Here is a 26980-nt window from a genome sequence, read left to right on the forward strand (position 1 = left end):
CTACAGGCCACGGTCGCTATGGCGTTGGCATGTCTGGTTGTTTTTTGTACAGCTTGTGGGTGTTGCCCGTGAATGCGCGGGCGGGCATGCTGCCTGCTGATTTTCTATTCCAAGGGCTGCCCCGGCGGCCGAAGCAAGGAGAACACGATGTCCAACACCCTGTTTATCACCGGCGCGACGTCCGGATTTGGTGAAGCCTGCGCCCGCCGTTTTGCCGAGGCTGGCTGGAAACTGGTGCTGACCGGCCGTCGTGAAGAACGCCTCAATGCGTTGTGCGCCGAATTGTCGAAACAGACCGAAGTGCACGGTCTGGTGCTTGATGTGCGCGATCGCAAGGCGATGGAAGCGGCGATTGCCAACCTGCCGCCGTCGTTCGCCAAGCTGCGTGGCCTGATTAACAACGCCGGTCTGGCATTGGGCGTGGACCCGGCGCCGAAGTGCGATCTCGACGATTGGGACACCATGGTCGACACCAACGTCAAAGGCCTGATGTACGCCACCCGCTTGTTGCTGCCGCGCCTGATCGCCCATGGTCGTGGCGCCGGCATCGTCAACCTTGGCTCCATCGCGGGTAACTATCCGTATCCGGGCAGCCATGTGTATGGCGCGACCAAGGCGTTCGTTAAACAGTTCTCGCTGAACCTGCGTTGCGACTTGCAAGGCACGGGCGTGCGGGTCAGCAACATTGAGCCGGGGCTGTGCGAGAGCGAGTTCTCGCTGGTGCGTTTTGCCGGCGATCAGGAACGCTACAACGCGACCTACGCTGGTGCCGAGCCGATCCAGCCGCAGGACATTGCCGAGACGATTTTCTGGGTGATGAACGCGCCGGCGCACATCAACATCAACAGTCTGGAATTGATGCCGGTGAGCCAGACCTGGGCGGGTTTTGCCATCGAGCGGAACAAGGCCTAAGACCGCGTTGAAGCCATTCGCGAGCAAGCTCGCTCCCACATTTGATCGCGGTCTCATGTGGGAGCGAGCTTGCTCGCGAAGGGGCCGTCACAGGCAATAAATCCCGATAAGGTAAACTCCCCTCGCAACAACCCAACCGCACCCCGCGGTTTTCAGGGTTTTTCGAGGAGTCAAAGTGAGTAACCGAGGTGAGCAGGCACTGCTCAAACAATCGACCATTCTGATGTTGGCGGTGGCGATTGCCGGGATCGTCACCGGTTTTGTTTCAGGTTCGCAATCCATCCTGTTCGATGGTTTTTTCTCGCTGATCGCAACGTTCATCAAGGTCCTGATGCTGATCACCGCCAAGCTGATCGCCAAGCAAAGCAATCACCGTTTCCAGTTCGGTTTCTGGCATCTGGAGCCGATGGTGCTGCTGATCGAAGGCAGCTTCCTGATGTTGATCGCGATCTACGCGTTTCTCAACGGCGTGTTCGGCATCATCAACGGTGGCCGCGACATCGAGTTGGGGCTGGTGATCATTTATGCCGCGGTGTTTACCGTGGTCGAATTCGCCTACTTCTTCTACGTACGGCAGCGCAATCGCAAGCTCAAATCCAGCCTGATCCAGTTCGACAACATCAGTTGGCTGGTGGACGCGATGCTGTCCGTGGGCCTGTTGGTGAGCTTCCTTGCGGCGCTGCTGCTCAAGTCGCAGGGCTATGGGCAGTGGGCGGTGTATGTCGACCCGCTGATCCTGATCGTGCTGGCCCTGACCATGTTGCCGCCGGCGTTCAAGATTCTTGGCCCGGCCCTGCGAGATGTCCTGGGGATTGCCCCGGACACGCTGGATGATCAGGTGCGCCAGGTGATGGACGCGGCGAAAATCGAGCATGGTTTCGACGATTACGTGTCGTACGTGCAGAAGCACGGGCGGGCGCGGTTTATCGAGATTCATGTGGTGTTGCCGGCGGATTATGCGCTGAGCAATGTCGGGCAACTGGATGCGTTGCGCGAAGAGATCTCGGCGAAGCTGGGCAAGCCGGATGCAGCGCGCTGGCTGACCATCAGCTTTACCGGCGACAAGAAGTGGATCGCCTAGAGACCGCATAACGGCTAATCGTCGGATCGCCGCCCGGAGCAGGCTCGCTCCCACATTGGAATTGCGCCGAACACACTATTTGTGAGCAGCACAAATCAACTGTGGGAGCGAGCTTGCTCGCGAAAGCGATCTATAAGTCAGCGAAGATATTCAGCCAGACCGTGGTAACAAGTCGCCAAGTGATACGGCGTAGTCGAAGGCATGTCCTTGCGACTCACCTCGCCCAACTCATCCCGGCACTCATGCCAGCCATCAGCATGCAAAAACCGCTGCTGCAATGCCTGCAACTGGCGCAGCACCACCGCTTCACTACCCTGACGCAATGTCAGCGCCCGCAGATATTCCGCCTGAGCCCAGATCCGTTGAGTCGAGTCTCGCGGGCGTCCGTCCGTTTCCAGATCGAGCATCGCCCGCACCGCGCCGGATGACTGCACCACACCGTATTGCTCGGTGAACGCAAATGCCCGATCCAGCGCCGCATGCAGTTTCGAACCACGTAATAACGGCGACGATTCGAGCAGGAAATACCATTCGAACTGATGCCCCGGCTCATACCAGTTATCCACAGCCCCGAGCGGCTTCTCCATCAACACGCCATATTGCGGATCGACGAACTGCTTGTGCATGGCTGTGCATAACGCCAGCAACGCTGTCTGCGTTTGGGCATCTTCGCGCACGGCAAGGGTGGCGAGGAACGCTTCGGCCAGGTGCATCAGCGGGTTTTGCAGTGGACCGGTTTGCAGGGTGATCCAGTCCCGTTCCAGGCAGGCTTCGTACAAGCCATCGCCGGTGGCGAAACGCCGGCCGATGATTTCCAGCGCCGCATTCAACGTCGACTCGACCAGCGGATCGCCGGATTTTGCCCAGTAATGCGCGCAGGCAAACAGGATAAAAGCGTGGGTGTAGAGATCCTTGCGCTGATCCAGCGGTTTGCCCTGGGCATCGACGCTGTAGAACCAGCCGCCATGCTCCGCATCATGAAAGTGCCGTTGCAAGGAGCGGAACAGCGCCGCCGCACGCACTTCAGCGTTATCCACAACCCCGATCAGACTGGAAAACAGATACAGCTGCCGCGCACAGGCCATCGCCCGATAGCGCTGCGGCGGCAGTGGTTGATGCGTGGCGTCCAGCGCCTCATAGGGCAGCGCCATGTCGGCGTTCCAGCCCGGGCCTTGCCAGAGCGGCACGATCACGTTGACGAAGTGCTGTTGCACAGCGCCGAACAGGGCGGTCAATTCGGGCAGGGAGGTGGAGCGAGAAGCGTGGGGCATGGGCGGACGTCGTCACGGCTGGGGCGATTGCGCGACATGGTAGCAGAGAGACCGGCCTGAGCGATGTGGTGTCTGTCAGACCGCCTTCGCGAGCAGGCTCGCTCCCACAGTGGATTTGCAGCGTACACAAAATCTGTGGGAGCGAGCCTGCTCGCGAAGAGGCCAGTGCAGGCGCTAAAAAATCATCCTGCCAACAACCAGACCCCGGTCACCGCCGAAGCCGCACCCGCCAACCGCACCAGCGGCGCCGCTGCCTGCGGCAACACGCGAACCACGCCATAACCGACGGCATGCAAAGCGGCGGTCGCCACAACGAAACCCGCCGCATACGCCCAAGGACTGCTCATGTCTGGCAGTTCCAGACCATGCGCCACGCCATGGAACAACGCAAACAGCGCCGTCGCCGCTACTGCCATGACCAACGGCGGCCGCACCGCCAAGGCCACTGCCAGACCCAGCGCCAGCACCGATGCGGCAATTCCGCTTTCCAGCGCTGGCAATTCCAGCCCTTCAAAACCGAGCATGCCGCCGATCAGCATGGTGCCGACAAACGTGCACGGCAGCGCCCAGCGCGCGGCGCCCTGCTGCTGCGCGGCCCACAAACCGACAGCCAGCATCGCCAGCAAATGGTCGAGGCCGCCAATCGGGTGGCTGATACCGGCGACCAGGCCGCTGTCGCCATGCCCCGGGTGAGCGAAGGCCAGCGCTGGCGTCAGCAGCAGCGCCACAGCGCCAAGAATACGTTTGAGTGTCATGGATAAGCTTCCTTGTTGAGCAGTGAATCAGGCTGCGGTCAGCAGGCCCTGGCGTTCGATGAAGGCGATGATTTGCTCAAGGCCCTGACCGGTTTTCTGGTTGCTGAAGACGAACGGCTTGCCGTTGCGCATGCGTTTGGTGTCGCTGTCCATCATCTCCAGCGAGGCGCCCACCAGAGGTGCCAGGTCGATCTTGTTGATCACCAGCAGATCGGATTTGCAGATCCCCGGCCCGCCCTTGCGCGGCAATTTGTCGCCCGCTGAGACGTCGATCACGTAGATGGTCAGGTCGGACAGTTCCGGGCTGAAGGTCGCCGACAGGTTGTCGCCGCCGGATTCCACCAGAATCAGATCCAGTCCCGGAAAGCGCCGGTTCAGTTGATCGACCGCTTCCAGGTTGATCGAGGCGTCTTCGCGGATCGCGGTGTGCGGACAGCCACCGGTTTCCACGCCGATGATCCGCTCGGGCGCGAGGGCTTCGTTGCGCACGAGAAAATCGGCGTCTTCGCGGGTGTAGATATCGTTGGTGACCACGGCGAGGTTGTAGCGCTCGCGCAGGGCCAGGCAAAGGGCCAGGGTCAACGCGGTTTTACCGGAACCGACCGGGCCGCCGATGCCGACGCGCAGAGGTTGTGTGTTCATGGTTGTTTCTCCTAAGAGCGGAAGAGGCGGCTGTACTGGCGCTCGTGGGCCATGCACGCCAAGGACAGGCCGAACGCGGCGCTGCCCATGTGGTCGGGATTGATTCGGCTGGCGTCCTGCTGCGCCTGTTGTAACAACGGCAGCAGTTCGCTGGTCAGGCGCTGGGCGGCTTGCTGGCCCAGCGGCAAGGTTTTCATCAGGACGGCGAGCTGGTTTTCCAGCCAGCTCCATAACCACGCGGCGAGGGCGTCTTGCGGGCTGATGCCCCAAGCGCGCGCGGCCAGCGCCCAGCACAGGGCCAGATGCGGTTCGGGGCATTGATCAAGAAAATCGCGGGCGGCTGCGTCGAGTTCCGGCAAACCATTGAGCAGTTGTTGCAACGAATAACCCATCTGCCGACTTTCCAGATGCAACTCGCGCGTCTCGCGGCTGGCGCGATGGCTTTCGCAGAGGCTCAGCAGCTCGGCCCATCGGCCATCCGCCGCCGCCTGACAATGCGCGAGCAGCAGCGGCGCTTCGAAGCGGGCGAGGTTGAGCAGTAACTGATCGCTGATCCAGCGCCGGGCACTGTCCGGGTTGTTCACGCGGCCGTTATCCACTGCCATTTCCAGGCCTTGCGAATAGCTGTAGCCGCCAATCGGCAATTGCGGACTGGCCAGGCGCAGCAGCGCCCAGGCAGGATTCACAGGCGTACGCCGAACTGATGGAGTTTCGGCGCGTAGTTGAAGTCTTCGTCGCCGTGGCGTGAATGGTGATGGCCGCCGCCATAGGCACCGTGCTCGGGCTGGAATGGCGCTTCGATCGCTTCTACCTGCGCACCAAGCTGTTCGAGCATCGCCTTGAGCACGTAATCGTCGAGCAGGCGCAGCCAGCCATCGCCAACCTGCAAGGCGACGTGGCGGTTACCCAGGTGATAGGCAGCGCGGGTCAGTTCGAAGGCGTTGGCGCAGGTGACGTGCAGCAATTGCTCGGGGCGGGCGCAGACGCGGACGATGCGGCCGTCTTCAGCTTGTAGGCATTCGCCGTCATACAGCGGCGGCTGTCCGCGCTCCAAAAACAACCCGACGTCTTCGCCCTCGGCACTGAAACAGCGCAAACGGCTTTTGCTCCGCGCTTCGAAGGTCAGGTGCAACTCGGCGGCCCAGACGGGTTGAGGGTCGATTCTGCGGTGAATCACCAGCATCGGAAAGCTTCCAGTTATGGACAATACTCGGGCTAGAGCAAGGGCCTTGCCAATCGAACGAGATGTAGGAAATCCCTGTCGGAGCGTAGTGGATGTTTCAAGATGTTGCGGAATTTTGGAATGTTTTGGTGCGTGAAGATTTTTTTATGCACCAAATGGAGGCCGATGGGCCGAACCAAATGTGGGAGCGAGCTTGCTCGCGAAAGCGGTGGGTCAGTGATTTAGAAGTTGGCTGACACGACGCCTTCGCGAGCAAGCTCGCTCCCACAGGGGATTTGGTCTGGGCTGAAATAAAGGAAGGTTATTCGGTACTGCCCAGCCCCTGCCAGTGCTTGAGCCCAATAAAGATAAAGCGCAGTTGCTGGGTGATCTTCGCCTGCGGCGTCAGATGTTCCGGCAAGGCTTCGGCCGGCGGATCGATGATGTCGGGGAGGGTAGCGAAGACCGATTTGACGATCAGGTCAGCCATCACGCTCAAACCGGCGGCATCCAGGTGCTGAAGCTTGGGCATCATCGTCAGGTCGGCCGCCAGGTCGGAGCTGATGTTCTCGCGCAACCGGCCGATTGCCTGACGCACCGGCAGCGAGCCACCGTACTGCTCACGGGCGAGAAACAGGAATTGCGAGCGATTGGCGCTGACCACGTCGAGGAAGATCCGCACCGAGGCATCGATGATGCCGCCCATGACGAATTCGTTGTGGCGCACCAAGCGGATGGTTTCACGGAAGGTCTGGCCGACTTCACTGACCAGCACCAGGCCGAGCTCATCCATATCGGCAAAATGCCGGTAGAAACCGGTGGGCACAATCCCGGCGGTTTTGGTCACTTCGCGCAGGCTCAGGCTGCCGAATCCTCGGCCGCTTTCCATGAGGTGGCGGGCAGCGTCCATCAAGGCGTTGCGGGTCTGTTGTTTCTGTTCGGCGCGGGGCAGCATCGCAGGGTGTGTTCTTTGGCAGGACAAGCGCCGCACTCTAGCAAATCGGCTTTGTCGGCGTCGAACGAGAGGACATGGTGCAGAAGATTTCACCGGCCAGAAAAGTCAAAAGCCCAATCCGGTGATTGGGCTTTTTTTCGCGGCCGCCATGGGCTTAGCTCAAGGCACTGTTGCGTTCGATCACACGGTCACCACCACCTTCGGCAAGGGTTTGACCTTGTGGAGTGCGGTCGCCGCCATCGGAAGCCAGGGTCTGGCCTTGTGGAGTACGGTCGCTACCATCGGAAGCCAGAGTCTGGCCTTGTGGAGTGCGGTCGCTACCGTCGGAAGCCAGAGTCTGGCCTTGTGGGGTGCGGTCGCTGCCGTCGGAAGCCAGGGTCTGACCTTGTGGGGTCTTGTCGTAGCCGTCCTGAACCAGGCCTTTCTCTTCCAGGCGATCACGGCCGCCTTCAGCCAGGGTCTGGCCTTGTGGGGTACGGTCCGAACCATCAGCTGCTACGGTCTGGCTGAATACCGAGTGGCTGGATTTCACTTGCGGGGTAGCCTGGTCGGCAGCGGGCAGGGCGAAAGCAGTGCTGGCTAGCATCGACAGGGTAAGGCTGAGCAGTAATTGGCGTTTCATGATGGGTTGCTCCTTGGGAGGGCGATAAAGTGGGTACGAGGGCAATGCTACTCTCGATAAGTCGATATAAAAGTTCATAAACGCAATGGTAATAATCAACAGAATTGATTGTTCTGCCGGGAGGCTCTAGATCGCGGCTTTCCGGGCGACGGTTTTGCACCGGGGTGGGTATTTCCGACTCACTCGCGCCTCGCAAAAGTGCGGGTCGCGGTAACACTGTTCGACTGATCGGTCAGATTTCGCGCAACTTTTTGCGCGGTAATCGGCCTTTCGATTAAACCTGCGGCTGGTTTGCCAGTCGTAGATTTCATGAGGGCCGCTTTGGCCCGCCGTTTCAGCCGTACGCCGCAGTCTTTGCGTGCGGTCGTGATCAGGAGCTTTGTGCATGACGCGCACTGGAAAAATCTTCAGCTGGACCTTCGCCATCCTCGTGCTGCTACTGGCCGTGCTGGTGTTGATCATCGTGTTCTTCGACTGGAACCGTATCAAACCGCCGCTCAACGCCAAAGTCTCGGAAGAACTGCACCGACCGTTTGCCATCAATGGCAACCTCGCGGTGATCTGGCAGCGCGAGCCGGACGAGGGTGGCTGGCGCGCCTGGGTGCCGTGGCCGCACGTGGTCGCTGAGGATTTGAGCCTGGGCAACCCGGACTGGTCGAAAAAGCAGCAGATGGTCACGCTCAAACGCGTTGAGCTGCGTATCTCGCCGCTGGCATTGCTGGCGCAACGCGTGGTGATTCCGCGCATCGACCTGACCGAACCCAATGCCGAGTTGCAGCGTCTGGCCGATGGCCGCGCCAACTGGACATTCAAGTTCGACCCGAAAGATCCGAACGCTGAACCCTCGAGCTGGGTGGTCGACATCGGCGCCATCGGTTTTGACAAGGGCCATGTCACCCTCGACGATCAAACGCTCAAAACCAATCTGGATGTGCTGATCGATCCGCTGGGCAAACCCATCCCCTACAGCGATATCGTCGGTGACAAAGCAGCGAAGACTGCGCAGGACAAGGGCGGTGCGCCGCAGGATTACGCGTTTGCCTTGAAGGTCAAAGGCCAATACCACGGTCAAAACCTAACCGGCCAAGGCAAGATCGGTGGGCTGCTCGCCTTGCAGGATGCGCGCAAGCCATTCCCGCTGCAGGCCCAGGCGAAGATCGGCGACACTCGCATCGAACTGGCCGGCACGCTGACGGATCCGCTCAACCTCGGCGCCCTCGATCTGCGCCTGAAACTGGCCGGCGCCAGCCTCGGCAATCTTTATCCGCTGACTGGCGTGACCCTGCCGGACACCCCTCCGTATTCCACTGACGGTCACTTGATCGCCAAACTGCACGATGAGGCCGGGGCGAAATTTACCTACGAGCAGTTCAACGGCAAGATCGGCAGCAGCGACATCCATGGCGACCTTACCTACGTCGCCAGCCAGCCACGGCCGAAACTCAGCGGCGCGTTGCTTTCCAATCAACTGTTGTTCGCTGACCTCGCACCGCTGATCGGCGCTGACTCCAATGACAAGCAGAAGGCGCGCGGCGGCGAGAGCAAACAGCCGGCCGATAAAGTGCTGCCGGTGGAAGAGTTCAAGACCGACCGCTGGCGCGCGATGGATGCCGACGTCGAGTTCACCGGCAAGCGCATCGTCCACAGCGAGAAACTGCCATTCAACGACCTCTATACCCACCTGAAACTTAACGATGGCGAGCTCAGCCTGGAGCCACTGCGCTTTGGCGTGGCGGGCGGCAATCTTGATGCACAGATCCGCCTCAACGGTCGTACCGAACCGCTTGAGGGCCGCGCGAAATTGACCGCGCGCAAGTTCAAGCTCAAGGAGCTGTTCCCGACGTTCGAGCCGATGAAGACCAGTTTCGGTGAGCTCAACGGCGACGCCGATATCACTGGTCGCGGCAACTCGGTGGCCAAGCTACTGGGCGGCGCCAACGGCAAGTTGAAGATGTTGATCAACGACGGCGCGATCAGCCGCGAACTGATGGAACTGGCCGGGCTCAACGTCGGCAACTATGTGGTCGGCAAGATCTTTGGCGACAAGGAAGTGAAGATCAACTGCGCGGCGGCAGACTTCGACATCAAGACCGGTCTGGCGACCACGCAGCTGTTTGTCTTCGATACCGAGAACGCGATCATCTATATCGACGGCACGGCGAACATGGCCACCGAGCAACTGGATCTGACGGTGACCCCGGAATCCAAGGGCTGGCGTTTGATTTCCCTGCGTTCACCGCTTTACGTGCGCGGCAAGTTCATCAAGCCGGACGCGGGTGTGAAGGCTGTGCCGCTGATGTTGCGCGGGGCGGGGATGGTTGCGCTGGGTGTGATCGCCGCGCCGGCGGCGGGGCTGTTGGCGCTGGTGGCACCGAGTGGCGGTGAGCCGAATCAGTGTGCGCCGTTGCTGGAGCAGATGAAGGCGGGCAAGGCGCCGGTTACCGTCAAACCCACTAAATAGTCGGTGCCCAAAATGGCCCCTTCGCGAGCAGGCTCGCTCCCACATTTGAAATGCATTCCAATGTGGGAGCGAGCCTGCTCGCGAAGGCGGTTTTGAAGGGTTAGAGGTCGTTCAGGATGTCAGCCATGTCATCGGCGTGCTCTTCTTCCTGCGCCAGGATATCTTCGAAGATACGTCGCGTAGTCGGGTCTTTCTCGCCGATGTACTGGATGATTTCGCGATAGCTGTCGATGGCGATCCGCTCGGCAACGAGGTCTTCGTAGACCATCTCTTTGAGGGTGTTGCCGGCCACGTATTGCGCGTGGGACATCTTCGACAGCATGTCGGGGTTGAACTCGGGCTCGCCACCCAATTGCACAATGCGCTCGGCCAGACGGTCAGCGTGCTGGGCTTCCTGGGTGGCGTGTTCGAGAAACTCTTCGGCGGCCACATGGGCTTTCACGCCATTGGCCATGAAGTAGTGGCGCTTGTAGCGCAGCACGCAGACCAGTTCAGTGGCCAGCGATTCATTGAGCAAGCGCAGCACCTCTTCACGGTCGGCGCTGTAGCCCTCGGTGACGGCGCCGTTCTCGACGTGTTGGCGCGCACGTTCGCGCAAGGTTTGAACATCTGACAGATGCAGGTCGTCGCTCATTTCGATCTCCTGGAGGCTAATCCGATTGTCGCCACGTTCTGCGGACGCGGTCGCTACCTAAGCTGTGAGTCGTGAGCGTTGCAAAAAGTTTTATCGGTTTACGCAACCCCTGTAGGAGCTGCCGAAAGCTGCGATCTTGGCGCCAGCGCGGACAAAACTGCCTCCTCGCGCAACCAGGCAAAAAACGCCCGCACCGGCGGATGCCGCTCGCGCCCCGGCACGCACAACGCGCTGTACCCGGCGCCATCGACCTGAACCTGGCCCATGAACGGCACCAGCAAACCGCTGGCGACACTCTCCGACACCAGAATATTGCTCGCCAGCACCAGCCCTTGCCCGGCGATCGCCGCTTGCAGGGCGTAATGCTCTTCATCGTATTCGCGGATGGCCGGTTGCGCGTGTAACCAGTTTTCGCCTGCCTTGGCGCACCACGCTTCCCAGCCATGGGCATACAGCTTGGAATTGTGCCAGCGCACGCTGATCAACGTTGGCGTGCGCCGCGCGGCCAGCGCCACTTGCTCGGGCGAGCCGTAAACGCCGAACGACTCATCGAACAGGCACAGGCCATACAGGTTCGGGTAATCGTCGAGGCTGTAGCGCAGGACCAGATCGACACTGGCGTCCTGATGCAGATCGATGACTTCGCAGTGCGTATCGAGGCGCACGTTGATGTTCGGATGCTGCGCGTAAAAGCGCCCGAGACGCGGCACCAGCCACAGCGCCGCGAATGCGGCGGTGGTCGATAGCGTCAGCGTGCTGGCGTTGCGTTGCGGGCGCAGGGTGTCGACGCTTTGCGCCACCTCCAGCAATGCGCCGTGCAGGCTGCGAAACAGGCGTTCGCCGCCCTCGGTCAGGCGCACTTGGCGTGGCAGACGTTCAAACAACGCGACACCGAGCCAGTCTTCCAGCGAACGGATCTGATGAGAAATCGCGGTCGGCGTGACCGACAGCTCTTCGGCGGCAGCCTTGAAGCTCAGCAATCGTGATGCCGATTCAAAGGCGCGCAGGGCGGTCAGCGGTAACGAGGCAAACATTGGAAAACTCCATGGATGAAATCAATTCATCCCGACTGATTTTTGCTCATTTGAGGCAACGGTCTGCTGCCTGCAATCTGCAGCGACACAGCAATCAAAGTCTAGCCTCAAGGAGTTTCAGATGAGCAAGATTCTTGCGATACATGCCAGCCCACGTGGTGACCGTTCGCACTCGCGGCGTCTGGCGGAAAGTTTTCTCAGCGCCTGGCAGGTGCGTCATCCACAGGCGCAGGTGACCCGGCGTGAAGTCGGCCGAGCGTTGATTCCGGCGGTCAACGAGGCTTTTGTCGCTGCCGCGTTTTATCCGGAGCCTGAAGCGCGTCCGTTGTCGATGCAGGCTGATCTGGCATTGAGCGATCAATTGGTCGGCGAGTTGTTCGACCACGACCTGCTGCTGATTTCCACGCCGATGTACAACTTCAGCGTACCCAGCGGCCTTAAGGCCTGGGTCGATCAGATCGTGCGGCTGGGCCTGACGTTCGATCACACGCTGGACAATGGCGTCGCCCAGTACACGCCGCTGTTGCAGGGCAAGAAGGCGCTGATCGTCACCAGTCGCGGTGGTTTTGGCTTCGGCACGGGCGGCGAGCTGGAAGCCTTGAACCACGCCGATCCCTGGTTGCGCACGGCGCTGGGGTTCATCGGCATCAACGACGTCAGCGTGGTCGCTGCCGAGGGCGAAGAGTCCGCCGAACGCACGTTCGCGGTGTCGTTGGCCGAGGCCGAGCAGCGTTTGCTCAGCCTTGCCCGGGAGTTCTAGGTGGCCTGGCTGTTCCTGCTGATCGCCGCCGGATTTGAAGTGACGTTCGCCATGGGTATGAAATACGCCGAAGGCTTCACCCGGCTCTGGCCGTCGTTGATCACGGTGATTGCGGCGATCGGCGGGATCTACTTCCTGACACTGGCAATGCGCGAGTTGCCGGTGAGCATCGCCTACCCGATCTGGACCGCGATTGGCTCACTCGGCACGGTGTTCCTCGGTTTCGCCCTGTTGGGCGAGAGCCTGACGCTGGTCAAACTGCTGTCAGTCGGGCTGATTGTGGCGGGGGTGGTGGGCCTGAAGTAGGCTGGTCGTCGAGTTGTCATCATCACGGAGGATGCTTGGCGGGCGTTTTGCACGCCTGGCATCCACTCACCGACCACAAGGATGTTTGCCCATGTCAACGCGTTATCCACTGGTGCTGGTGCCCGGCATGCTCGGGTTTATCCGGCTAGTTCTCTATCCGTACTGGTACGGCATCATCAAGGCGCTGCGCCGTGGTGGGGCGACGGTGATTGCTGTACAGGTGTCGCCGCTGCATTCGACGGAGGTGCGCGGCGAGCAGTTGCTGGCGCGGATTGATGAGATTTTGCGCGAGACCGGGGCGCACAAGGTCAACCTGTTCGGCCACAGTCAGGGTTCGCTGACGGCGCGCTATGCGGCGGCGAAACGGCCGGATCTGGTGGCCTCGGTGACGTCGGTCGCCGGACCGAATCATGGCTCGGAACTGGCCGACTATCTGCAAAAACACTACCCGGCGGACAGCGCCAAGGGCCGTCTGCTTGAAGCATTGCTGCGTTTTGTCGGCTGGCTGATGGCACTGCTGGAGACCGGTTACCACGGGCCGAAACTGCCGGTGGATATTCACGCCTCGCACCAATCGCTGACGACTGAGGGTGTGGCGCTGTTCAATCAGCGTTATCCACAGGGGTTGCCTGAAACCTGGGGTGGGCACGGGCCGGAGGAGGTCAATGGTGTGCGTTATTACTCTTGGTCAGGGACGTTGCAGCCGGGCAAGACTGATCGTGGCGGTAATCTGTTCGACGGCACCAATCGCAGTTGTCGCTTGTTTGCGAAAACCTTCGTGCGTGAGCCGGGGCAGTGCGACGGCATGGTCGGGCGGTACAGCTCGCATCTGGGCACGGTGATTGGCGATGACTATCCGCTGGATCACTTCGACATCGTCAATCAGTCGCTGGGGCTGGTCGGCAAGGGCGCGGATCCGGTGCGGCTGTTTGTCGAGCATGCGGCGCGGCTAAAGGCTGCCGGCGTTTAACCGCAAGACCTAGTCATCGTTCTTCGCGAGCAAGCTCGCTCCCACATTCGAATGCATTTCCCTGTGGGAGCGAGCTTGCTCGCGAAGAGGCCGGGTCAGGCAACGCTGGCCCGGCGGCCCAACACGGTGGTCCAGCGCTCGGACAAAATCACCCCGCCCAAGGTCAACAAACCACCCACCAGGTGATACATCGCCAACTGCTCCTTCAACACCACTGCTGCAATCAGCGCGGTAATCAACGGCAGCAAGTTAAAGAACAACGTCGTGCGACTCGGCCCCAACCGCTGCACCGCCTGCATCCACGCCAGTGGCGCAAGCATCGACGCCAGCAGGCATGCATACAACACCAGCGGAATGTTCTGCAGGGTCAAACCGGTTTTTGGCGAGGCGGCATACAAAGGAAACAACACGACAATCGCCACCAGCACCTGCAAATACAGCAACACCAGCGGCGGCAGGCGCAGCTGCCATTTTTTCAGCAAAGTGCTGTAGATCGCATAGGCCAGGGTGGCGATCAGCATCATCGCATCACCCATGTTCACGCCGTGTTGCAGCAACGCGCCGAGGCTGCCGGACGAGACCACGACCAATACGCCGGCAAACGACAGAACCGCACCGACCAGTGCACCGGCGGTCAGGCGTTGGCCGAGACTGATGATCGCCATGGCCAGCGACATCAACGGCATCAGCGAGAGGATGATGCCCATGTTGGTCGCCGTGGTCAGGGTTGCGGCGAAGTAGGCGAGGCTCTGATAGACCGCCATGCCGAGTACGCCGAGGATGAAAATCCTGCCCAGGTTTGGACGGATCTGCGGCCAGTGCGCGATTACGGCTTTGAGCATGAACGGGGTGAACAGCAAACCGGCGAGCAGCCAGCGGTAGAAACCGATCTCGGCGGGGAAAATCGCCCCGACCGCCAGTTTGTTGATCACGGTATTGCCGGCCCAGATAAAAATCGCCAGCAGCGGAAACGCGTATTGCATGAGTCGAAACCAGTACGTTGATGAAGGGCAATTATCCCTTGTCTGGATGCAGGCCTATACTGCGAACCGGACAACCTGCCTCTGAAACCGGACAGCATGAACAGCAAACACATCGATCTGCTGGATTTCAGCGAACTGCCGTCAGCGGTGTACTTCCGCTACGCCGACTTCAATGCCCACGAATTCGCCGCGCCGCATCGGCATCCGTGGGGCACGCTGGAGTACGCCGCTCATGGCGTGCTGCACATGGACGTCGACGGCAGCCGTTTCATGTCGCCGCCGCAGTACGCGGTGTGGGTGCCGCCGCAGGTCGAGCACAGTTTCTACAGCCATCAACCGGTCAACTATCGCGCGGTGTGCCTTGACCCCAAGGTCTGCGCCGAACTGCCCAAGCGCGCCTGTACCCTGGCGATCAGCGACATTCTCAAGGCGATTCTCAAAGACTTCGCCGCCCGCGACGTGAAGATTCCTGAACTCGATGCCGATCAGCGTCTGGCTCAGGTTCTCGTCGATCAACTGCAACAGGCGCCAGTGCACGAATGCTATCTGCCGTACGCGAGCAGTCCGGGGTTGCTGGCGATTCTCGAAACCTTGCAGGCCGAGCCGGGCAACAATCAGCCGCTGGCGCATTGGGCGCTGCAGGTGCACGTCGGCGAACGCACGCTGGCCCGGCAATTCGTTCGGGAGCTGGGGATGAGTTTCGGCGAGTGGCGCCAGCGTCTGCGCTATCTCGCGGCAATCGAGGCGCTGGAAACTTCGCGCAGCGTGCAGGAAATCGCCTTCGATCTCGGCTACAGCAGTGGCTCGGCGTTTATCGCCATGTTCGCGCGGCAGGCCGGGTGTACGCCAGAGCAGTATCGCCGTAGCCATCTGGAAGGCAGGAAGGTGTAACAAGATTTGGCTACACTCCAGCAGAGGCCGTTCCCATCGGTACGGCGACAAGGAGAAAACTCCATGAAGATGTTGCGTGTCCCTTTGTTGATGATTGGTTTGCTCCTGTGTTCCCAAGGTTTTGCCGCCACGGCGCAACAGAACAAGATGACCACCTGCAATGCTGATGCGACCGCCAAGAGTCTGAAAGGCGATGAGCGCAAAACCTTCATGAGCACCTGCCTCAAGGCAGCGCCAGCGGCCAACGATGCCAAGGCCCTGACTCCGCAGCAGGAGAAAATGAAAACCTGTAACGCCGACGCGAAAACCAAAGCCCTGACCGGCGATGCGCGCAAGACGTTCATGAGTGATTGCCTGAAGAAAAAATAATCCGGTTCTGTGGAGTGTCAGGGTCGACGCGTCCGCTTGAGATTTGCCCTCACCCTAACCCTCTCCCGGAGGGAGAGGGGACTGACCGCGGTGTCTCAAGAAACTCGTCGACCTGAAAAAAACCGGTCGATTATGGATTCCATGGCGCTGTCTCAGGTCACTGGATATCCAGAGCATCCCCCAATCGGTTCCCTCTCCCCCTGGGAGAGGGCTAGGGTGAGGGGACCTGAAGCACCGCATATTTCTAGTGCTCACCCCGGAACGCTGGCAGACTGCCAATCCTTTTACGCCGTTCGTTTTGAGGCTGTATGCCAACGTTTTCTGAGCGTCATGTAGTGTTCTGGGTCAGTTGCATCATCATTTTCGGCGGTTTGCTGCTGGTGCTGCCGCTGCGCTTGTTGCCGAGCCTGCTGGCCGGGCTGCTGGTATTTGAACTGGTCAACATGCTCACCCCGCAACTGCAACGGCTGATCGAAGGCCGCCGCGCGCGTTGGCTGGCGGTGGCGTTGCTGGGCACGTTAGTGGTGAGTGTGCTGGCGTTGATCTTTGCCGGCGCCATCAGCTTCTTATTGCATGAAGCGGAAAATCCCGGCGCCTCACTGGACAAGTTCATGGGCGTGGTCGACCGCGCGCGGGGGCAATTGCCGCCGTTCATCGACGCCTATCTGCCGGCCAGTGCTGCGGAATTTCGCGTAGCGATTGGCGAGTGGATGGGCAAGCACCTGTCCGACCTGCAACTGGTCGGCAAAGACGCGGCACATATGTTTGTGACGCTGCTGATCGGCATGGTGCTCGGTGCGATCATCGCCTTGCAGCGCATCCCCGACGTCACCAAGCGCAAACCGCTGGCGGCGGCCCTGTTTGATCGCTTGCACTTGCTGGTGCAGGCCTTCCGCAACATCGTCTTCGCGCAAATCAAGATTTCCCTGCTCAACACTTTCTTCACCGGGATCTTCCTCGCGGTGATCCTGCCGATGTTCGGCATCAAGTTGCCGCTGACCAAAACCCTGATCGTGCTGACCTTCCTGCTCGGCCTGCTGCCGGTGATCGGCAACCTGATGTCGAACACGCTGATCACCATCGTCGGCCTGTCGCTATCGATCTGGGTGGCGATTGCCGCGCTGGGCTATCTGATTTTTATCCACAAGCTCGAGTACTTCCTCAACGCGCGGATTGTCGGCGGGCAGATCAGTGCCAAGTCGTGGGAGTTGCTGCTGGCGATGCTGGTGTTCGAGGCCGCGTTCGGCCTGCCGGGGGTGGTGGCGGGGCCGATTTATTATGCGTACCTGAAGAGTGAGTTGAAGCTGGGCGGGATGGTCTAACCGATGAATCTGTGTCGCCTGATCTGGCGCCTTCGCGAGCAAGCTCGCTCCCACACTGAATTGCATTTCAACTGAAGAAATGCGGTCAAATGTGGGAGCGAGCTTGCTCGCGAAAGGCGCGACGCCGATTTCAGGTCAGTTCATGGCGCCATAGCGTTTCATCGCGTCAATCGCCAAACCGCTACCAATGCTGCCAAAAATATTCCCTTCGACATGCCGCGCATTCGGCAGCATCGCCGAGACGCTGTTGCGCAGTGCCGGAATGCCGCTCGAACCACCGGTGAAGAACACCGTGTCGACCTGTTCCACCGCCACACCGGCATCGTTCAACAACTGCGTAACACTGCCGCGTACCCGCTCCAGCAACGCATCGATCGCTGATTCGAACAGTACGCGCGTCAGTTCCACACTCAGCCCGGCTTCGATCCGGTCCAGCGGCACATGGCGGCTGTCGCTGTGGGTCAGCTGGATCTTGGTTTCTTCGACTTCCATCGCCAGCCAGTGCCCGGCGCGCTGTTCGATCAGCTTGAACAAGCGATCGATGCCGCCAGTGTCTTCGATGTCGTAGCGCATGCTGCCCAGCGCCAGGCTGGATTTTTGCGAGTACACCGAGTTGATGGTGTGCCAGGTCGCCAGGTTCATGTGGTGGCTGGTCGGCATGTAGGCGCCGCTCTTCATGCGGCTGCCGTAGCCGAACAGCGGCATCAGACCTTGCAGGCTCAGCTGTTTGTCGAAATCGGTCCCGCCGATGTGCACACCGCCGGTGGCGAGGATGTCATCGTGACGGTTATCGAGGCCACGACGCTCGGGCGACAGGCGCACCAGCGAGAAGTCAGAGGTACCACCGCCGATGTCGACAATCAGCACCAGCTCTTCTTTCTCGATGGTCGACTCGTAGTCGAAGGCCGCCGCAATCGGTTCGTACTGGAACGAGACCTCTTTGAAGCCGATCTTGCGCGCCACTTCGACCAGGGTGTCTTCGGCTTCCTGGTCAGCCAGTGGATCGTCATCGACGAAGAACACCGGACGGCCGAGCACCACCTGCTCGAATTCCCGACCGGCGGCGGTTTCGGCGCGGTTCTTCAACTGGCCGATGAACAGGCCGAGCAAGTCCTTGAACGGCATCGCCGTGCCGAGCACGCTGGTGTCGTGCTTGATCAGCTTGGAACCGAGCAGGCTTTTCAGCGAGCGCATCAGCCGGCCTTCGTAGCCTTCCAGGTACTCGTGCAGCGCCAGACGACCGTACACCGGACGACGTTCCTCGATGTTGAAGAAGACCACCGACGGCAGGGTGATCTTGTCGTCTTCCAGCGCGATCATCGTTTCCATGCCGGGGCGCAGCCAGCCGACGGTGGAGTTGGACGTGCCGAAGTCGATGCCGCAGGCACGGGCTGGAGAGGCGTCTTTCATGTCTTTCGGTTCCGGTCAAAAAAACGGCCGCGCAGTGTATGTCAGTGCGCGCCAGATTCGAAGGCCGGTCATCTGCTATTTCACGACTAAACTGCCTTGAAACCTCAAGCTTTGCCCCAAACTTGCTGGCATGGGCCGGCAGAACCACCGGCGGTCGCAAGAACCGCCGTCCACTGCCGATAAACTTCTGCTGCGCCACCCGGTCACAACTTTGAGATCGGTCAACCTGGCACGCGCGAATCGGCGCATGCTGGCATCGGCGCGAAATCGATAACGGACGGTGACTCCTTCGATGGACTTCAAAGACTATTACAAGATACTCGGCGTGGAGCCGACAGCAGACGACAAGGCAATCAAGGCTGCCTATCGCAAGCTGGCGCGCAAATACCACCCCGATGTCAGCAAGGAAAAAGACGCCGAGGCCAAGTTCAAAGACGCCTCGGAAGCCTATGAAGCGCTGAAAAGCGCCGACAAGCGCGCTGAATACGACGAGCTGCGCCGTTATGGTCAGCACGGTCAGCCGTTCCAGGGACCACCGGGCTGGCAGAGCCGTGGCGGCTTTGGCGGCGGCGGTGGCGACACCGGTGACTTCTCGGACTTCTTCAGTTCGATCTTCGGCAATCGCGGCCCCGGTTTCGGTGGCGGCGAAGGTCGACAACAACGCAGTGCCGGGCGCCGAGGGCAAGACGTGGAAATGGAACTGCCGATCTTCCTCGAGGAGACGCTGTCGAACGAGTCGAAGAAAGTCACCTTCCAGGTGCCGCAGTACAACGCCAACGGCCAGCACGTCAGTAACACCAGCAAGAGCCTGAACGTGAAGATCCCGGCGGGCGTGACCGACGGCGAGCGCATCCGCCTCAAGGGCCAGGGCGCACCGGGCGTTGGTGGCGGGGCGAATGGCGACCTGTACCTGACCATTCGTTTTGCGCCACACCCGAAATTCGATGTTGAAGGCGAAAACCTCATCATCACCTTGCCGCTGGCCCCGTGGGAGCTGGCGCTGGGCACCGAAGTGGCCGTGCCGACCCTGACCGGCAAGATCAACCTCAAGGTGCCCGCCGGCAGCCAGAACGGCCAACGCATGCGCGCCAAGGGTCATGGTCTGAAAAACAAGGCAGGCGAACGCGGTTACCTGTTCGTCCAGCTCAAAGCCGTGATGCCGAAAGCTGCTGACGACGAGGTCAAGGCACTGTGGCAGGAACTGGCGAAGAAAGCCGCCTTCAACCCGCGCGAGAACTTCTGAACCCGACGACGGAGTAGCCATCATGAGCAGCCCCCTGATCGTTCAACTGGACCTGGCAGAATTCTGTGAGGCGGCCGATCTGTCGGACGTCTACGTGATCGAAATCGTCGAACACGGCATCCTCGAACCTCAGGGTGCGCAGCCCCGGGAGTGGCGTTTCACCGATTACGAATTGGCTTTGGCCAAGCGTGCGGCGAAGTTGCGCCGTGATCTGGAGCTGGAGTGGGAAGGGGTTGCGCTGGCGCTGAATCTGCTGGAAGAGGTGCGCGAATTGCGTGCCGAGAATCGCATGTTGCGCCAGCGTTTGGGGCGGTTGGTGGTCGAGTAGTTTGCCTGATGTTTATCAGTTGCTTGATTGCGCCTCTTCGCGAGCAATCCCGCTCCCACATGTGAGCACTGTCTCCTGTGGGAGCGAGCTTGCTCGCGAAGAACGATAACGCGGTGATCCTGCTTAAACCGTTCTGGGCAACACCACGTTGAACCGCGTCCCGTCAGTCTCGTTCGAGCTGACTTCGATGGTGCCGCCATGGGCACTCACCACTTCCTTGACGATAAACAGGCCCAACCCGAGGCTGGTTGACGGCTGTCCGAGTTCTTCGTCGGCGCTGCGCACCAGCGGATCGAAAATCGTGCCGAGCGCCTCTTCGGGAATCGGTGTGCCGTAGTTGTGCACCGACAGGCAGACGTTTTCGCCCGCGCCATCGATATCGAGAGTGACATCGCGCTTTTTGGCTCCGTGCTGCAAGGCATTGCCAATCAGGTTCTGCAGTAACTGGTCGATTCGGCCGGCATCCCAGGTACCGCGCGGGTCGCCGTTAACATTGAGCTTCGGATCGCACTCCGGATTGCCGGCGCACGCCTCGGCAATCGCCGCCCGTGCGGCATCGGCCAGGTCCATTGGCGTCGGTTCGATCGGCAGGCTTCTGCCCAGTCGACTGCGCACCAGTTCCAGCAAGTCGCTGACCATCGCCGCCATGTGCCGTGCGCCACGCTTGATGTGCAGGGCGCAGGCCAGCGCATCGCCCTCGAGGCTGGATTTGCGCAGCAGCAACTCGATGGACATGCTCACCGCTTGCAGCGGCGCACGCAGGTCATGGCCGAGAATGGCGAGGAAGATGTCTCGCGAGCGATTGACCTGTTCGGCGTAGGCCGCAGTCGATTCGGCCAGTGCTTCGTCGATGGCTTCGTTGAAGCGGATCATGTCCTGAAAACAGGCCATGTCCGGGGCTTTGAGGCTGTCGACCCACAGGCGGATCACGCAAGCGCGCAGATGACGGAACTCGGAGGTCATCTGCACCAGGTCAAAACCCACGGTGTGGCGCAACTCGCCATGACTGGCGCCGGCCTCGTCCAGACTCGGGGTTTTTTCCGGGCCTTCGCCCTTGGCTTTGGCGGCCTGTTCGGCAGGGCTCTGCGGCTTGCTCATGTCGCGGGCCGCGGCCCGCAGAATGGCGCTGGCGTGATCGCGCAGAGCCGCGGAATCCAGGTAGTCGGCGGCTGGCGTGATCGTTGCGGCGAACTGTTCCCACTCATCGACGATAGGCTCGATATTCGCCAGGATGAACTCGGATAGACGCATGGGCAGTTCCTGAAAAGAGGTGGAGCGAATCGAATAGTAGTTCCTTTGGCGAGAATTACACGACTGTTTGCTTGGTGGTTTCATACCGGCACGAAAAAGGCCCCGAGACTGTGCGCAAGGCGCGGTCCCGAGGCCTTTCTACAGCGTGGCGGCTGCGTCAGAACAGGAAATACCGCTGGGCCATTGGCAGGGTTTCTGCCGGTTCACACCACAGCAGAACGCCATCCGCCTTGACCTGATAGGTCTGTGGATCGACATCGATATTCGGCAGATAGTCGTTGTGGATCAGGTCGGTTTTCTGCACATCACGGCAGCCTTTGACCACGCCGATTTTCTTCTTCAAACCCAATGTTTCAGGCAGCCCGGCTTCCTGCGCCGCCTGACTGATAAAGGTCAGGCTGGTGGCATGCAGCGAGCCGCCGTAGCTGGCGAACATCGGGCGGTAGTGCACCGGTTGCGGCGTCGGGATCGAGGCGTTGGCATCGCCCATCAGGCTCGCGGCAATCGCACCGCCCTTGAGGATCAACGTCGGTTTCACGCCGAAGAATGCCGGACGCCACAGCACCAGATCGGCCCACTTGCCGACTTCGATCGAGCCGACTTCATGGCTGATGCCATGGGTGATCGCCGGGTTGATCGTGTACTTGGCGATGTAACGCTTGGCGCGGAAGTTGTCGTTGCCTGCGCCGTCCTGCGGCAGCGGGCCGCGCTGCTTTTTCATCTTGTCGGCGGTCTGCCAGGTGCGCGTGATGACTTCGCCGACACGGCCCATGGCCTGGCTGTCGGAGCTGATCATCGAGAACGCGCCGAGGTCGTGAAGGATGTCTTCGGCGGCAATCGTTTCGCGGCGGATCCGGCTTTCGGCGAAGGCGACGTCTTCGGCAATGCTCGGGTCGAGATGGTGGCAGACCATCAGCATGTCGAGATGTTCGTCGATGGTGTTGCGCGTGAACGGTCGGGTCGGGTTGGTCGAGCTCGGCAGCACGTTAGGGAAGCCGCAAGCCTTGATGATGTCCGGTGCGTGACCGCCACCGGCACCTTCGGTGTGATAGGTGTGAATGGTGCGGCCCTTGAACGCGCCGAGGGTGGTTTCGACGAAACCGGATTCGTTGAGGGTGTCGGTGTGGATCGCCACCTGCACGTCGAACTGATCGGCGACGCTCAGGCAGTTATCGATGCTTGCTGGCGTGGTGCCCCAGTCTTCGTGCAACTTGAGGCCGATGGCGCCGGCCTTGACCTGCTCGATCAGCGGTTCCGGCAGGCTGGCGTTGCCTTTGCCGGTGAGGCCGATGTTCATCGGGAACGCGTCAGCGGCCTGAAGCATGCGCGCCAAGTGCCACGGGCCGGAGGTGCAAGTGGTGGCGTTGGTGCCAGTGGCTGGGCCGGTGCCGCCGCCGATCATGGTGGTGACGCCGCTCATCAGTGCTTCTTCGATCTGCTGCGGGCAGATGAAATGGATGTGTGTGTCGATGCCACCCGCGGTGAGGATCATGCCTTCGCCGGCGATTACTTCGGTGCCGGCGCCAATGGCGATGGTCACGTTGGGCTGCACGTCGGGGTTGCCGGCCTTGCCGATCGCGGCGATGCGCCCGTCCTTGAGGCCGACGTCGGCTTTGACGATGCCCCAGTGGTCGATGATCAGCGCGTTGGTGATCAGCGTGTCGACCACTTCGGCAGCCAGCAACTGGCTTTGGCCCTGGCCGTCGCGGATGACTTTGCCGCCGCCGAATTTCACTTCTTCGCCGTAGGTGGTGAAGTCTTGTTCGACTTCGATCCACAGCTCGGTGTCGGCCAGGCGCACCTTGTCGCCGACGGTGGGGCCGAACATGTCGGCGTAGGCTTGACGGGAAATTTTCATGCAGCGTCCTTCAGGAAAATAGTGGTGAGCCATCGACCCTCACCCTAGCCCTCTCCCAGAGGGAGAGGGGACTGTACGCGGTGGGCCGGCTATCGGTGATCGGCTCCCTCTCCCTCGGGAGAGGGCTGGGGTAAGGGCAGCGGTGCACGCAGATGTCAGAGGTCACCCATTATTCGTCCGGCAAACCCGAACACCCGCCGATGCCCGGCGTAATCCACCAACTCAACCTCGCGGCTCTGCCCCGGTTCAAAGCGCACTGCGGTGCCCGCCGGAATATTCAGGCGCATGCCACGGCTGGCGGCGCGATCGAAGGTCAGCGCGTCGTTGGTTTCAAAAAAGTGATAGTGCGAACCGACCTGAATTGGCCGGTCGCCGCTGTTGGCGACTTTCAGGCTGATAGTGCGGCGGCCGACGTTGAGTTCGATGTCGCCGGGCTGGATCTGGTACTCGCCAGGAATCATCACTGGGCTCCTTGCAGAATCTTGTAATAGAGGGCGGTCGGCCGATAGGTGCCGTGCGGATCGCAGGCGTAATCAGGGATTTCGCCTGCGCGGCTGTAGCCCAACGCCTTGTAGAAATCTTCGGCGGGCGAGCCGGCCTCGGTGTCGAGGTAAAGCATGCCGCGCTTGTGTTTCGGCGCTTCGAGTTCCAACGCACTCATCAGTTGCTGGCCGAGGCCGCGACGTCGTGCGTGTTCCCGCACTAGCAGTTTCTGCACCTCGGCACGATTGAGGCCGTTGGCCTTCTGGCACAGGCCCAGTTGCACACTGGCCAGTACCTGCTCGTCCTTGACCACCACCCAAAGCAGCACGCTGCCCTTGTTGACGTTGTCCTGCACGTCATCGAAATACGCGCGCGCCTGCGCCGCATCGAGGTCGGCCATGAAGCCGACGCTGGCGCCGTAACCCACGGCATCGAGCAGCAGATCAATCAGGCCCTGACGGTAATGCGCAAAACTTTCAGCATTGACGCGGCGCAGTTGGGCGGCGTTCATCGGTGTCACTCCTTGTTGGCGTCAGGCGGTTCCGCGCCAGGGTTGAGGGTCAGCTGCATGAAGGTCAGGTCGAGCCAGCGGCCGAATTTGGTGCCGACTTGCGGCATCTGCCCGGTAATGTTGAAACCGGCGCGCTCATGCAGACGAATCGAGGCAGCGTTGCCGCTTTCTATGGCGGCGACCATCACGTGTTTGCCGCAGGTTCTGGCGCGCTCGATCAGCGCTGCCATCAATTGCGGGCCGAGGCCATTGCCACGCTGGTCGCTGCGCACATAAACCGAGTGCTCGACGGTGTGGCGAAAGCCGTCGAACGGTCGCCAGTCACCGAAGGAAGCGTAGCCGAGCACGCTGTTGTCGGCGTCGACGATCAGCAGAATCGGATAAGCCTGGGCCTGACGCGCGCTGAACCACGCCTGGCGGTTGCCGAGATCGACGGCTTGTTCATTCCAGATCGCCGTGGTGTTGAGCACGGCGTCGTTGTAGATGTCACGGATCGCCGGCAGGTCGGCGTGCAGCGCATCGCGAATGGTGTAAGTCATGGCGCGGCCTCAGACGATCGGCTGGTGGACGGTGACCAGTTTGGTGCCGTCGGGAAACGTCGCTTCAACCTGGATCTCCGGGATCATTTCCGGGATGCCTTCCATCACTTGTTCGCGGCTGAGCAGGGTGGTGCCGAAGTGCATCAGCTCGGCCACGGTCTGGCCGTCACGCGCGCCTTCGAGCAGCGCGGCGGAGATGTAGGCCATGGCTTCCGGGTAATTGAGTTTTACGCCGCGGGCCAGACGCCGCTCGGCGACGAGGCCGGCGGTGAAGATCAGCAGCTTGTCTTTTTCGCGTGGAGTCAGGTCCATTGTGGGGTTCCATCAGGGCAGATTTGTGAGGTTCTTGCGGGCGCGGGGTGCCCGTTGGAGCAACCCCTCACCCTAGCCCTCTCCCGAGGGAGAGGGGACTGATCTCGGTTGTTTTCAGTGGCCGGTTCAGTCAGCAGTATTCGTTCAGGCAGTTAAATTCATTTCAAACGACTCGGTCAGGTTCTCTCCTTCGAGGGAGAGGGGACTGATCTCGGTTGTTTTCAGTGGCCGGTTCAGTCAGCAGTATTCGCTCAGGCAGTTACATTCATTTCAAACGACTCGGTCAGGCTCCCTCTCCCTCCGGGAGAGGGCGGGGGGTGAGGGTCGCTTTTCAGGTGCTCCATATTCTTGGGGATACCGCGTCGCGACCCAGCAGGGCGGGTCTGAGCAAACGCCATAAATCGATTAGCCAGGCGCGGGCGAGCAGCGCCTCACTGGCCAGACAACGAGCCACCAAAAGCCCCGGCAACTGCGTCAGATCCCCACGCACTTCGTGGCCCAGCGAGCGGCAGCGCTCCAGCAACTCAGCATCAATCTCACCAGTGACCAATAACGTCGCAAACACCGGATGACCATCCAGCCCGATCGGCGAATCAAGCAAACCGTCGTCACCGACAATGCGCTGGCGTTCATGCCAGAGCAATCGGCCATCGCGGCGAATATCCAGATGCGCCTGAAAATGCCCACGGTCAAAACGCTCGCCACTGGCCGGGCGACCCAACGCCACCACGTCCCAATAAAACAGCCGCGCATCGCCTTCAAGATCAATCGAAGTACTCAGCTCAGCCTGCGCGGCGCTGTAGACGATGGTCTCCTGCGGCAGCCATTCCAGCGTCGCCCCGGCCGCCACTTTCAAGTCGAGCTTTTGATACGCCGGCCCACCCGCGCGGTACCACTTGGCCGCGCCGGGGCTGGTGATCTGCGCCCAGGCGTGTTGCTCGACACGTGCGCTGATATCGAGGCGATCACCGCCGGCAATCCCGCCTGGCGGGTGGACGATGATGTGCTGGCAGACCTCGGGGCCTTCGGCGTACAGGTGCTTTTGCACCCGCAGCGGACCGAGGTGCCGGCGCATGACCGGACGCGTGCAGTCACCGAAACGGGCGTAAGCGAGTTCCAGCTCGGCGTGCCAGCTCGGGGTAAACAGGGCAGGTGAAACAGTCGAATTCATGGTTTGTAATTATCGTTAGGAAGCTACAGATTAGTTCGTTGTACTAGATCGTTACCAGCCCGCGTACACCTTCGGCCTCCATATTTTCACCGCGACCTTGCTGGACGATCTCGCCCCGGGACATCACCAGGTACTGATCGGCCAGTTCTGCGGCGAAATCGTAGAACTGCTCCACCAGCAAAATCGCCATGTCACCGCGCGCCGCAAGTTTCTTGATGACCGCGCCGATCTCTTTGATCACCGAGGGTTGAATGCCTTCGGTGGGTTCGTCGAGGATCAGTAAACGTGGGCGGCTGGCCAATGCTCGCCCGATCGCTAACTGCTGTTGCTGACCGCCAGAGAGGTCACCGCCGCGACGCTGCTTCATTTGTAGCAGCACCGGAAACAGTTCGTAGATGAAACCTGGGACTTCTTTGGCTTCACTGCCGGGAAACCGCGACAAACCCATCAACAGGTTTTCTTCCACGGTCAGCCGTCCGAAGATTTCCCGGCCTTGCGGCACATAAGCGATGCCGGCGTGGACACGCTGGTGCGGCTTGAACGCGGTGATCGGTTTGCCTTCCCAGTTCACCGCACCTTCCTTGGCCGGCAGCAAGCCCATCAGGCATTTGAGCAGGGTGGTCTTGCCCACGCCGTTACGGCCAAGCAGGCAGGTGACTTCGCCGACCTTCACGTCGAAAGACAGGCCCCGGAGGATGTGGCTACCGCCGTAATACTGGTGCAGCTTGTCGACTTGCAGCATGT

Annotated in this window: 30 protein-coding genes; 11 read left to right on the forward strand and 19 right to left on the reverse strand. The window is 60.7% G+C overall.

Annotated elements, in window-relative coordinates:
* Nucleotides 1–147 precede the first annotated feature (147 nt).
* Both AB4O01_RS23250 and AB4O01_RS23255 read left to right on the forward strand, forming a co-directional pair.
* Nucleotides 148–912, forward strand: a complete 765-nt coding sequence (locus AB4O01_RS23250; protein ID WP_093430198.1) for an SDR family oxidoreductase — start codon at nucleotides 148–150, stop codon at nucleotides 910–912.
* Between the two features lie 175 nt (nucleotides 913–1087).
* A complete protein-coding gene (locus tag AB4O01_RS23255) occupies nucleotides 1088–1993 on the forward strand; it encodes a cation diffusion facilitator family transporter (RefSeq protein WP_186621024.1) in 906 nt (301 codons plus the stop codon).
* A 137-nt stretch (nucleotides 1994–2130) separates the two neighbouring features.
* Here AB4O01_RS23255 and AB4O01_RS23260 read toward each other — a convergent pair whose 3' ends face one another.
* From AB4O01_RS23260 to AB4O01_RS23290, 7 genes are all read right to left on the reverse strand, one after another.
* Nucleotides 2131–3264, reverse strand: coding sequence for an AGE family epimerase/isomerase (locus AB4O01_RS23260; protein ID WP_460089687.1), 1134 nt, complete (start codon nucleotides 3262–3264; stop codon nucleotides 2131–2133).
* 182 nt (nucleotides 3265–3446) lie between these two features.
* Entirely contained in the window at nucleotides 3447–4019 is a 573-nt protein-coding gene (locus AB4O01_RS23265) for a HupE/UreJ family protein (RefSeq protein ID WP_460089688.1), read from the reverse strand.
* 27 nt (nucleotides 4020–4046) lie between these two features.
* Complete coding sequence (gene ureG, locus AB4O01_RS23270) at nucleotides 4047–4661, reverse strand: urease accessory protein UreG (RefSeq protein ID WP_007915910.1); 615 nt, start codon at nucleotides 4659–4661, stop codon at nucleotides 4047–4049.
* Between the two features lie 11 nt (nucleotides 4662–4672).
* Nucleotides 4673–5347 (reverse strand): urease accessory protein UreF, encoded by a 675-nt coding sequence (locus AB4O01_RS23275; protein WP_093430202.1) that lies wholly within the window; start codon nucleotides 5345–5347, stop codon nucleotides 4673–4675.
* Complete coding sequence (gene ureE / locus AB4O01_RS23280; RefSeq protein ID WP_008087160.1) at nucleotides 5344–5844, reverse strand: urease accessory protein UreE; 501 nt, start codon at nucleotides 5842–5844, stop codon at nucleotides 5344–5346. Before ureE ends, AB4O01_RS23275 begins: the two co-directional genes overlap by 4 nt.
* Nucleotides 5845–6145: 301 nt before the next feature.
* Nucleotides 6146–6778: a TetR family transcriptional regulator gene (locus tag AB4O01_RS23285; protein ID WP_007915913.1), complete on the reverse strand. Its 633-nt coding sequence runs from the start codon at nucleotides 6776–6778 to the stop codon at nucleotides 6146–6148.
* Nucleotides 6779–6932: 154 nt separating this feature from the next.
* Nucleotides 6933–7400: a hypothetical protein gene (locus tag AB4O01_RS23290; RefSeq protein ID WP_093430203.1), complete on the reverse strand. Its 468-nt coding sequence runs from the start codon at nucleotides 7398–7400 to the stop codon at nucleotides 6933–6935.
* 385 nt (nucleotides 7401–7785) lie between these two features.
* Here AB4O01_RS23290 and AB4O01_RS23295 point away from each other — a divergent pair, with 385 nt between their 5' ends.
* Nucleotides 7786–9861 carry an AsmA family protein gene (locus tag AB4O01_RS23295; RefSeq protein WP_093430204.1) on the forward strand — a complete coding sequence of 692 codons (2076 nt, stop codon included), beginning with the start codon at nucleotides 7786–7788 and terminating at the stop codon, nucleotides 9859–9861.
* Nucleotides 9862–9961: 100 nt separating this feature from the next.
* Here AB4O01_RS23295 and AB4O01_RS23300 read toward each other — a convergent pair whose 3' ends face one another.
* Both AB4O01_RS23300 and AB4O01_RS23305 read right to left on the reverse strand, forming a co-directional pair.
* A complete protein-coding gene (locus AB4O01_RS23300) occupies nucleotides 9962–10495 on the reverse strand; it encodes a ferritin-like domain-containing protein (RefSeq protein ID WP_093430205.1) in 534 nt (177 codons plus the stop codon).
* 98 nt (nucleotides 10496–10593) lie between these two features.
* Complete coding sequence (locus AB4O01_RS23305) at nucleotides 10594–11529, reverse strand: LysR substrate-binding domain-containing protein (protein WP_320335903.1); 936 nt, start codon at nucleotides 11527–11529, stop codon at nucleotides 10594–10596.
* Nucleotides 11530–11650: 121 nt separating this feature from the next.
* On the opposite strand from AB4O01_RS23305, the gene AB4O01_RS23310 reads away from it, so the two are divergent.
* From AB4O01_RS23310 to AB4O01_RS23320, 3 genes are all read left to right on the forward strand, one after another.
* Complete coding sequence (locus tag AB4O01_RS23310; protein ID WP_257356917.1) at nucleotides 11651–12289, forward strand: FMN-dependent NADH-azoreductase; 639 nt, start codon at nucleotides 11651–11653, stop codon at nucleotides 12287–12289.
* Nucleotides 12290–12595 carry a DMT family transporter gene (locus tag AB4O01_RS23315; RefSeq protein WP_093430208.1) on the forward strand — a complete coding sequence of 102 codons (306 nt, stop codon included), beginning with the start codon at nucleotides 12290–12292 and terminating at the stop codon, nucleotides 12593–12595.
* Between the two features lie 91 nt (nucleotides 12596–12686).
* Nucleotides 12687–13565, forward strand: coding sequence for an esterase/lipase family protein (locus AB4O01_RS23320; RefSeq protein WP_093430209.1), 879 nt, complete (start codon nucleotides 12687–12689; stop codon nucleotides 13563–13565).
* 95 nt (nucleotides 13566–13660) lie between these two features.
* On the opposite strand, the gene AB4O01_RS23325 is transcribed toward AB4O01_RS23320, so the two are convergent.
* Complete coding sequence (locus tag AB4O01_RS23325; protein ID WP_460089693.1) at nucleotides 13661–14548, reverse strand: DMT family transporter; 888 nt, start codon at nucleotides 14546–14548, stop codon at nucleotides 13661–13663.
* Nucleotides 14549–14644: 96 nt separating this feature from the next.
* Here AB4O01_RS23325 and AB4O01_RS23330 point away from each other — a divergent pair, with 96 nt between their 5' ends.
* From AB4O01_RS23330 to AB4O01_RS23340, 3 genes are all read left to right on the forward strand, one after another.
* Complete coding sequence (locus AB4O01_RS23330; RefSeq protein ID WP_320335899.1) at nucleotides 14645–15439, forward strand: AraC family transcriptional regulator; 795 nt, start codon at nucleotides 14645–14647, stop codon at nucleotides 15437–15439.
* 63 nt (nucleotides 15440–15502) lie between these two features.
* Entirely contained in the window at nucleotides 15503–15808 is a 306-nt protein-coding gene (locus tag AB4O01_RS23335) for a PsiF family protein (protein WP_007950613.1), read from the forward strand.
* Between the two features lie 308 nt (nucleotides 15809–16116).
* Nucleotides 16117–17130, forward strand: a complete 1014-nt coding sequence (locus AB4O01_RS23340; RefSeq protein ID WP_093430211.1) for an AI-2E family transporter — start codon at nucleotides 16117–16119, stop codon at nucleotides 17128–17130.
* 135 nt (nucleotides 17131–17265) lie between these two features.
* Here AB4O01_RS23340 and AB4O01_RS23345 read toward each other — a convergent pair whose 3' ends face one another.
* Nucleotides 17266–18540 carry an Hsp70 family protein gene (locus AB4O01_RS23345; protein WP_257356919.1) on the reverse strand — a complete coding sequence of 425 codons (1275 nt, stop codon included), beginning with the start codon at nucleotides 18538–18540 and terminating at the stop codon, nucleotides 17266–17268.
* 292 nt (nucleotides 18541–18832) lie between these two features.
* Here AB4O01_RS23345 and AB4O01_RS23350 point away from each other — a divergent pair, with 292 nt between their 5' ends.
* The gene (locus AB4O01_RS23350) at nucleotides 18833–19783 is read left to right on the forward strand and encodes a DnaJ C-terminal domain-containing protein (protein WP_093430213.1); all 951 of its coding nucleotides are present in this window, start codon (nucleotides 18833–18835) and stop codon (nucleotides 19781–19783) included.
* Nucleotides 19784–19805: 22 nt separating this feature from the next.
* Nucleotides 19806–20111 carry a chaperone modulator CbpM gene (locus AB4O01_RS23355; RefSeq protein WP_277760401.1) on the forward strand — a complete coding sequence of 102 codons (306 nt, stop codon included), beginning with the start codon at nucleotides 19806–19808 and terminating at the stop codon, nucleotides 20109–20111.
* Between the two features lie 123 nt (nucleotides 20112–20234).
* On the opposite strand, the gene AB4O01_RS23360 is transcribed toward AB4O01_RS23355, so the two are convergent.
* From AB4O01_RS23360 to urtE, 8 genes are all read right to left on the reverse strand, one after another.
* Entirely contained in the window at nucleotides 20235–21362 is a 1128-nt protein-coding gene (locus tag AB4O01_RS23360; protein WP_093430215.1) for a sensor histidine kinase, read from the reverse strand.
* 157 nt (nucleotides 21363–21519) lie between these two features.
* The gene (gene ureC, locus AB4O01_RS23365; RefSeq protein WP_093430216.1) at nucleotides 21520–23220 is read right to left on the reverse strand and encodes an urease subunit alpha; all 1701 of its coding nucleotides are present in this window, start codon (nucleotides 23218–23220) and stop codon (nucleotides 21520–21522) included.
* Nucleotides 23221–23375: 155 nt separating this feature from the next.
* Nucleotides 23376–23681 (reverse strand): urease subunit beta, encoded by a 306-nt coding sequence (locus AB4O01_RS23370; protein ID WP_093430217.1) that lies wholly within the window; start codon nucleotides 23679–23681, stop codon nucleotides 23376–23378.
* Nucleotides 23681–24214: an N-acetyltransferase family protein gene (locus AB4O01_RS23375; RefSeq protein WP_460089697.1), complete on the reverse strand. Its 534-nt coding sequence runs from the start codon at nucleotides 24212–24214 to the stop codon at nucleotides 23681–23683. Before AB4O01_RS23375 ends, AB4O01_RS23370 begins: the two co-directional genes overlap by 1 nt.
* Before the next feature lie 5 nt (nucleotides 24215–24219).
* Nucleotides 24220–24753: a GNAT family N-acetyltransferase gene (locus AB4O01_RS23380; protein ID WP_099757869.1), complete on the reverse strand. Its 534-nt coding sequence runs from the start codon at nucleotides 24751–24753 to the stop codon at nucleotides 24220–24222.
* A 9-nt stretch (nucleotides 24754–24762) separates the two neighbouring features.
* Nucleotides 24763–25065, reverse strand: a complete 303-nt coding sequence (gene ureA, locus AB4O01_RS23385) for an urease subunit gamma (protein ID WP_007915951.1) — start codon at nucleotides 25063–25065, stop codon at nucleotides 24763–24765.
* A gap of 331 nt (nucleotides 25066–25396) precedes the next feature.
* Nucleotides 25397–26236: an urease accessory protein UreD gene (locus AB4O01_RS23390; RefSeq protein WP_116255811.1), complete on the reverse strand. Its 840-nt coding sequence runs from the start codon at nucleotides 26234–26236 to the stop codon at nucleotides 25397–25399.
* 43 nt (nucleotides 26237–26279) lie between these two features.
* The gene (urtE, locus tag AB4O01_RS23395; protein WP_095047335.1) at nucleotides 26280–26978 is read right to left on the reverse strand and encodes an urea ABC transporter ATP-binding subunit UrtE; all 699 of its coding nucleotides are present in this window, start codon (nucleotides 26976–26978) and stop codon (nucleotides 26280–26282) included.
* Nucleotides 26979–26980 lie beyond the last annotated feature (2 nt).

Source organism: Pseudomonas sp. S2_E02, from assembly GCF_054668355.1.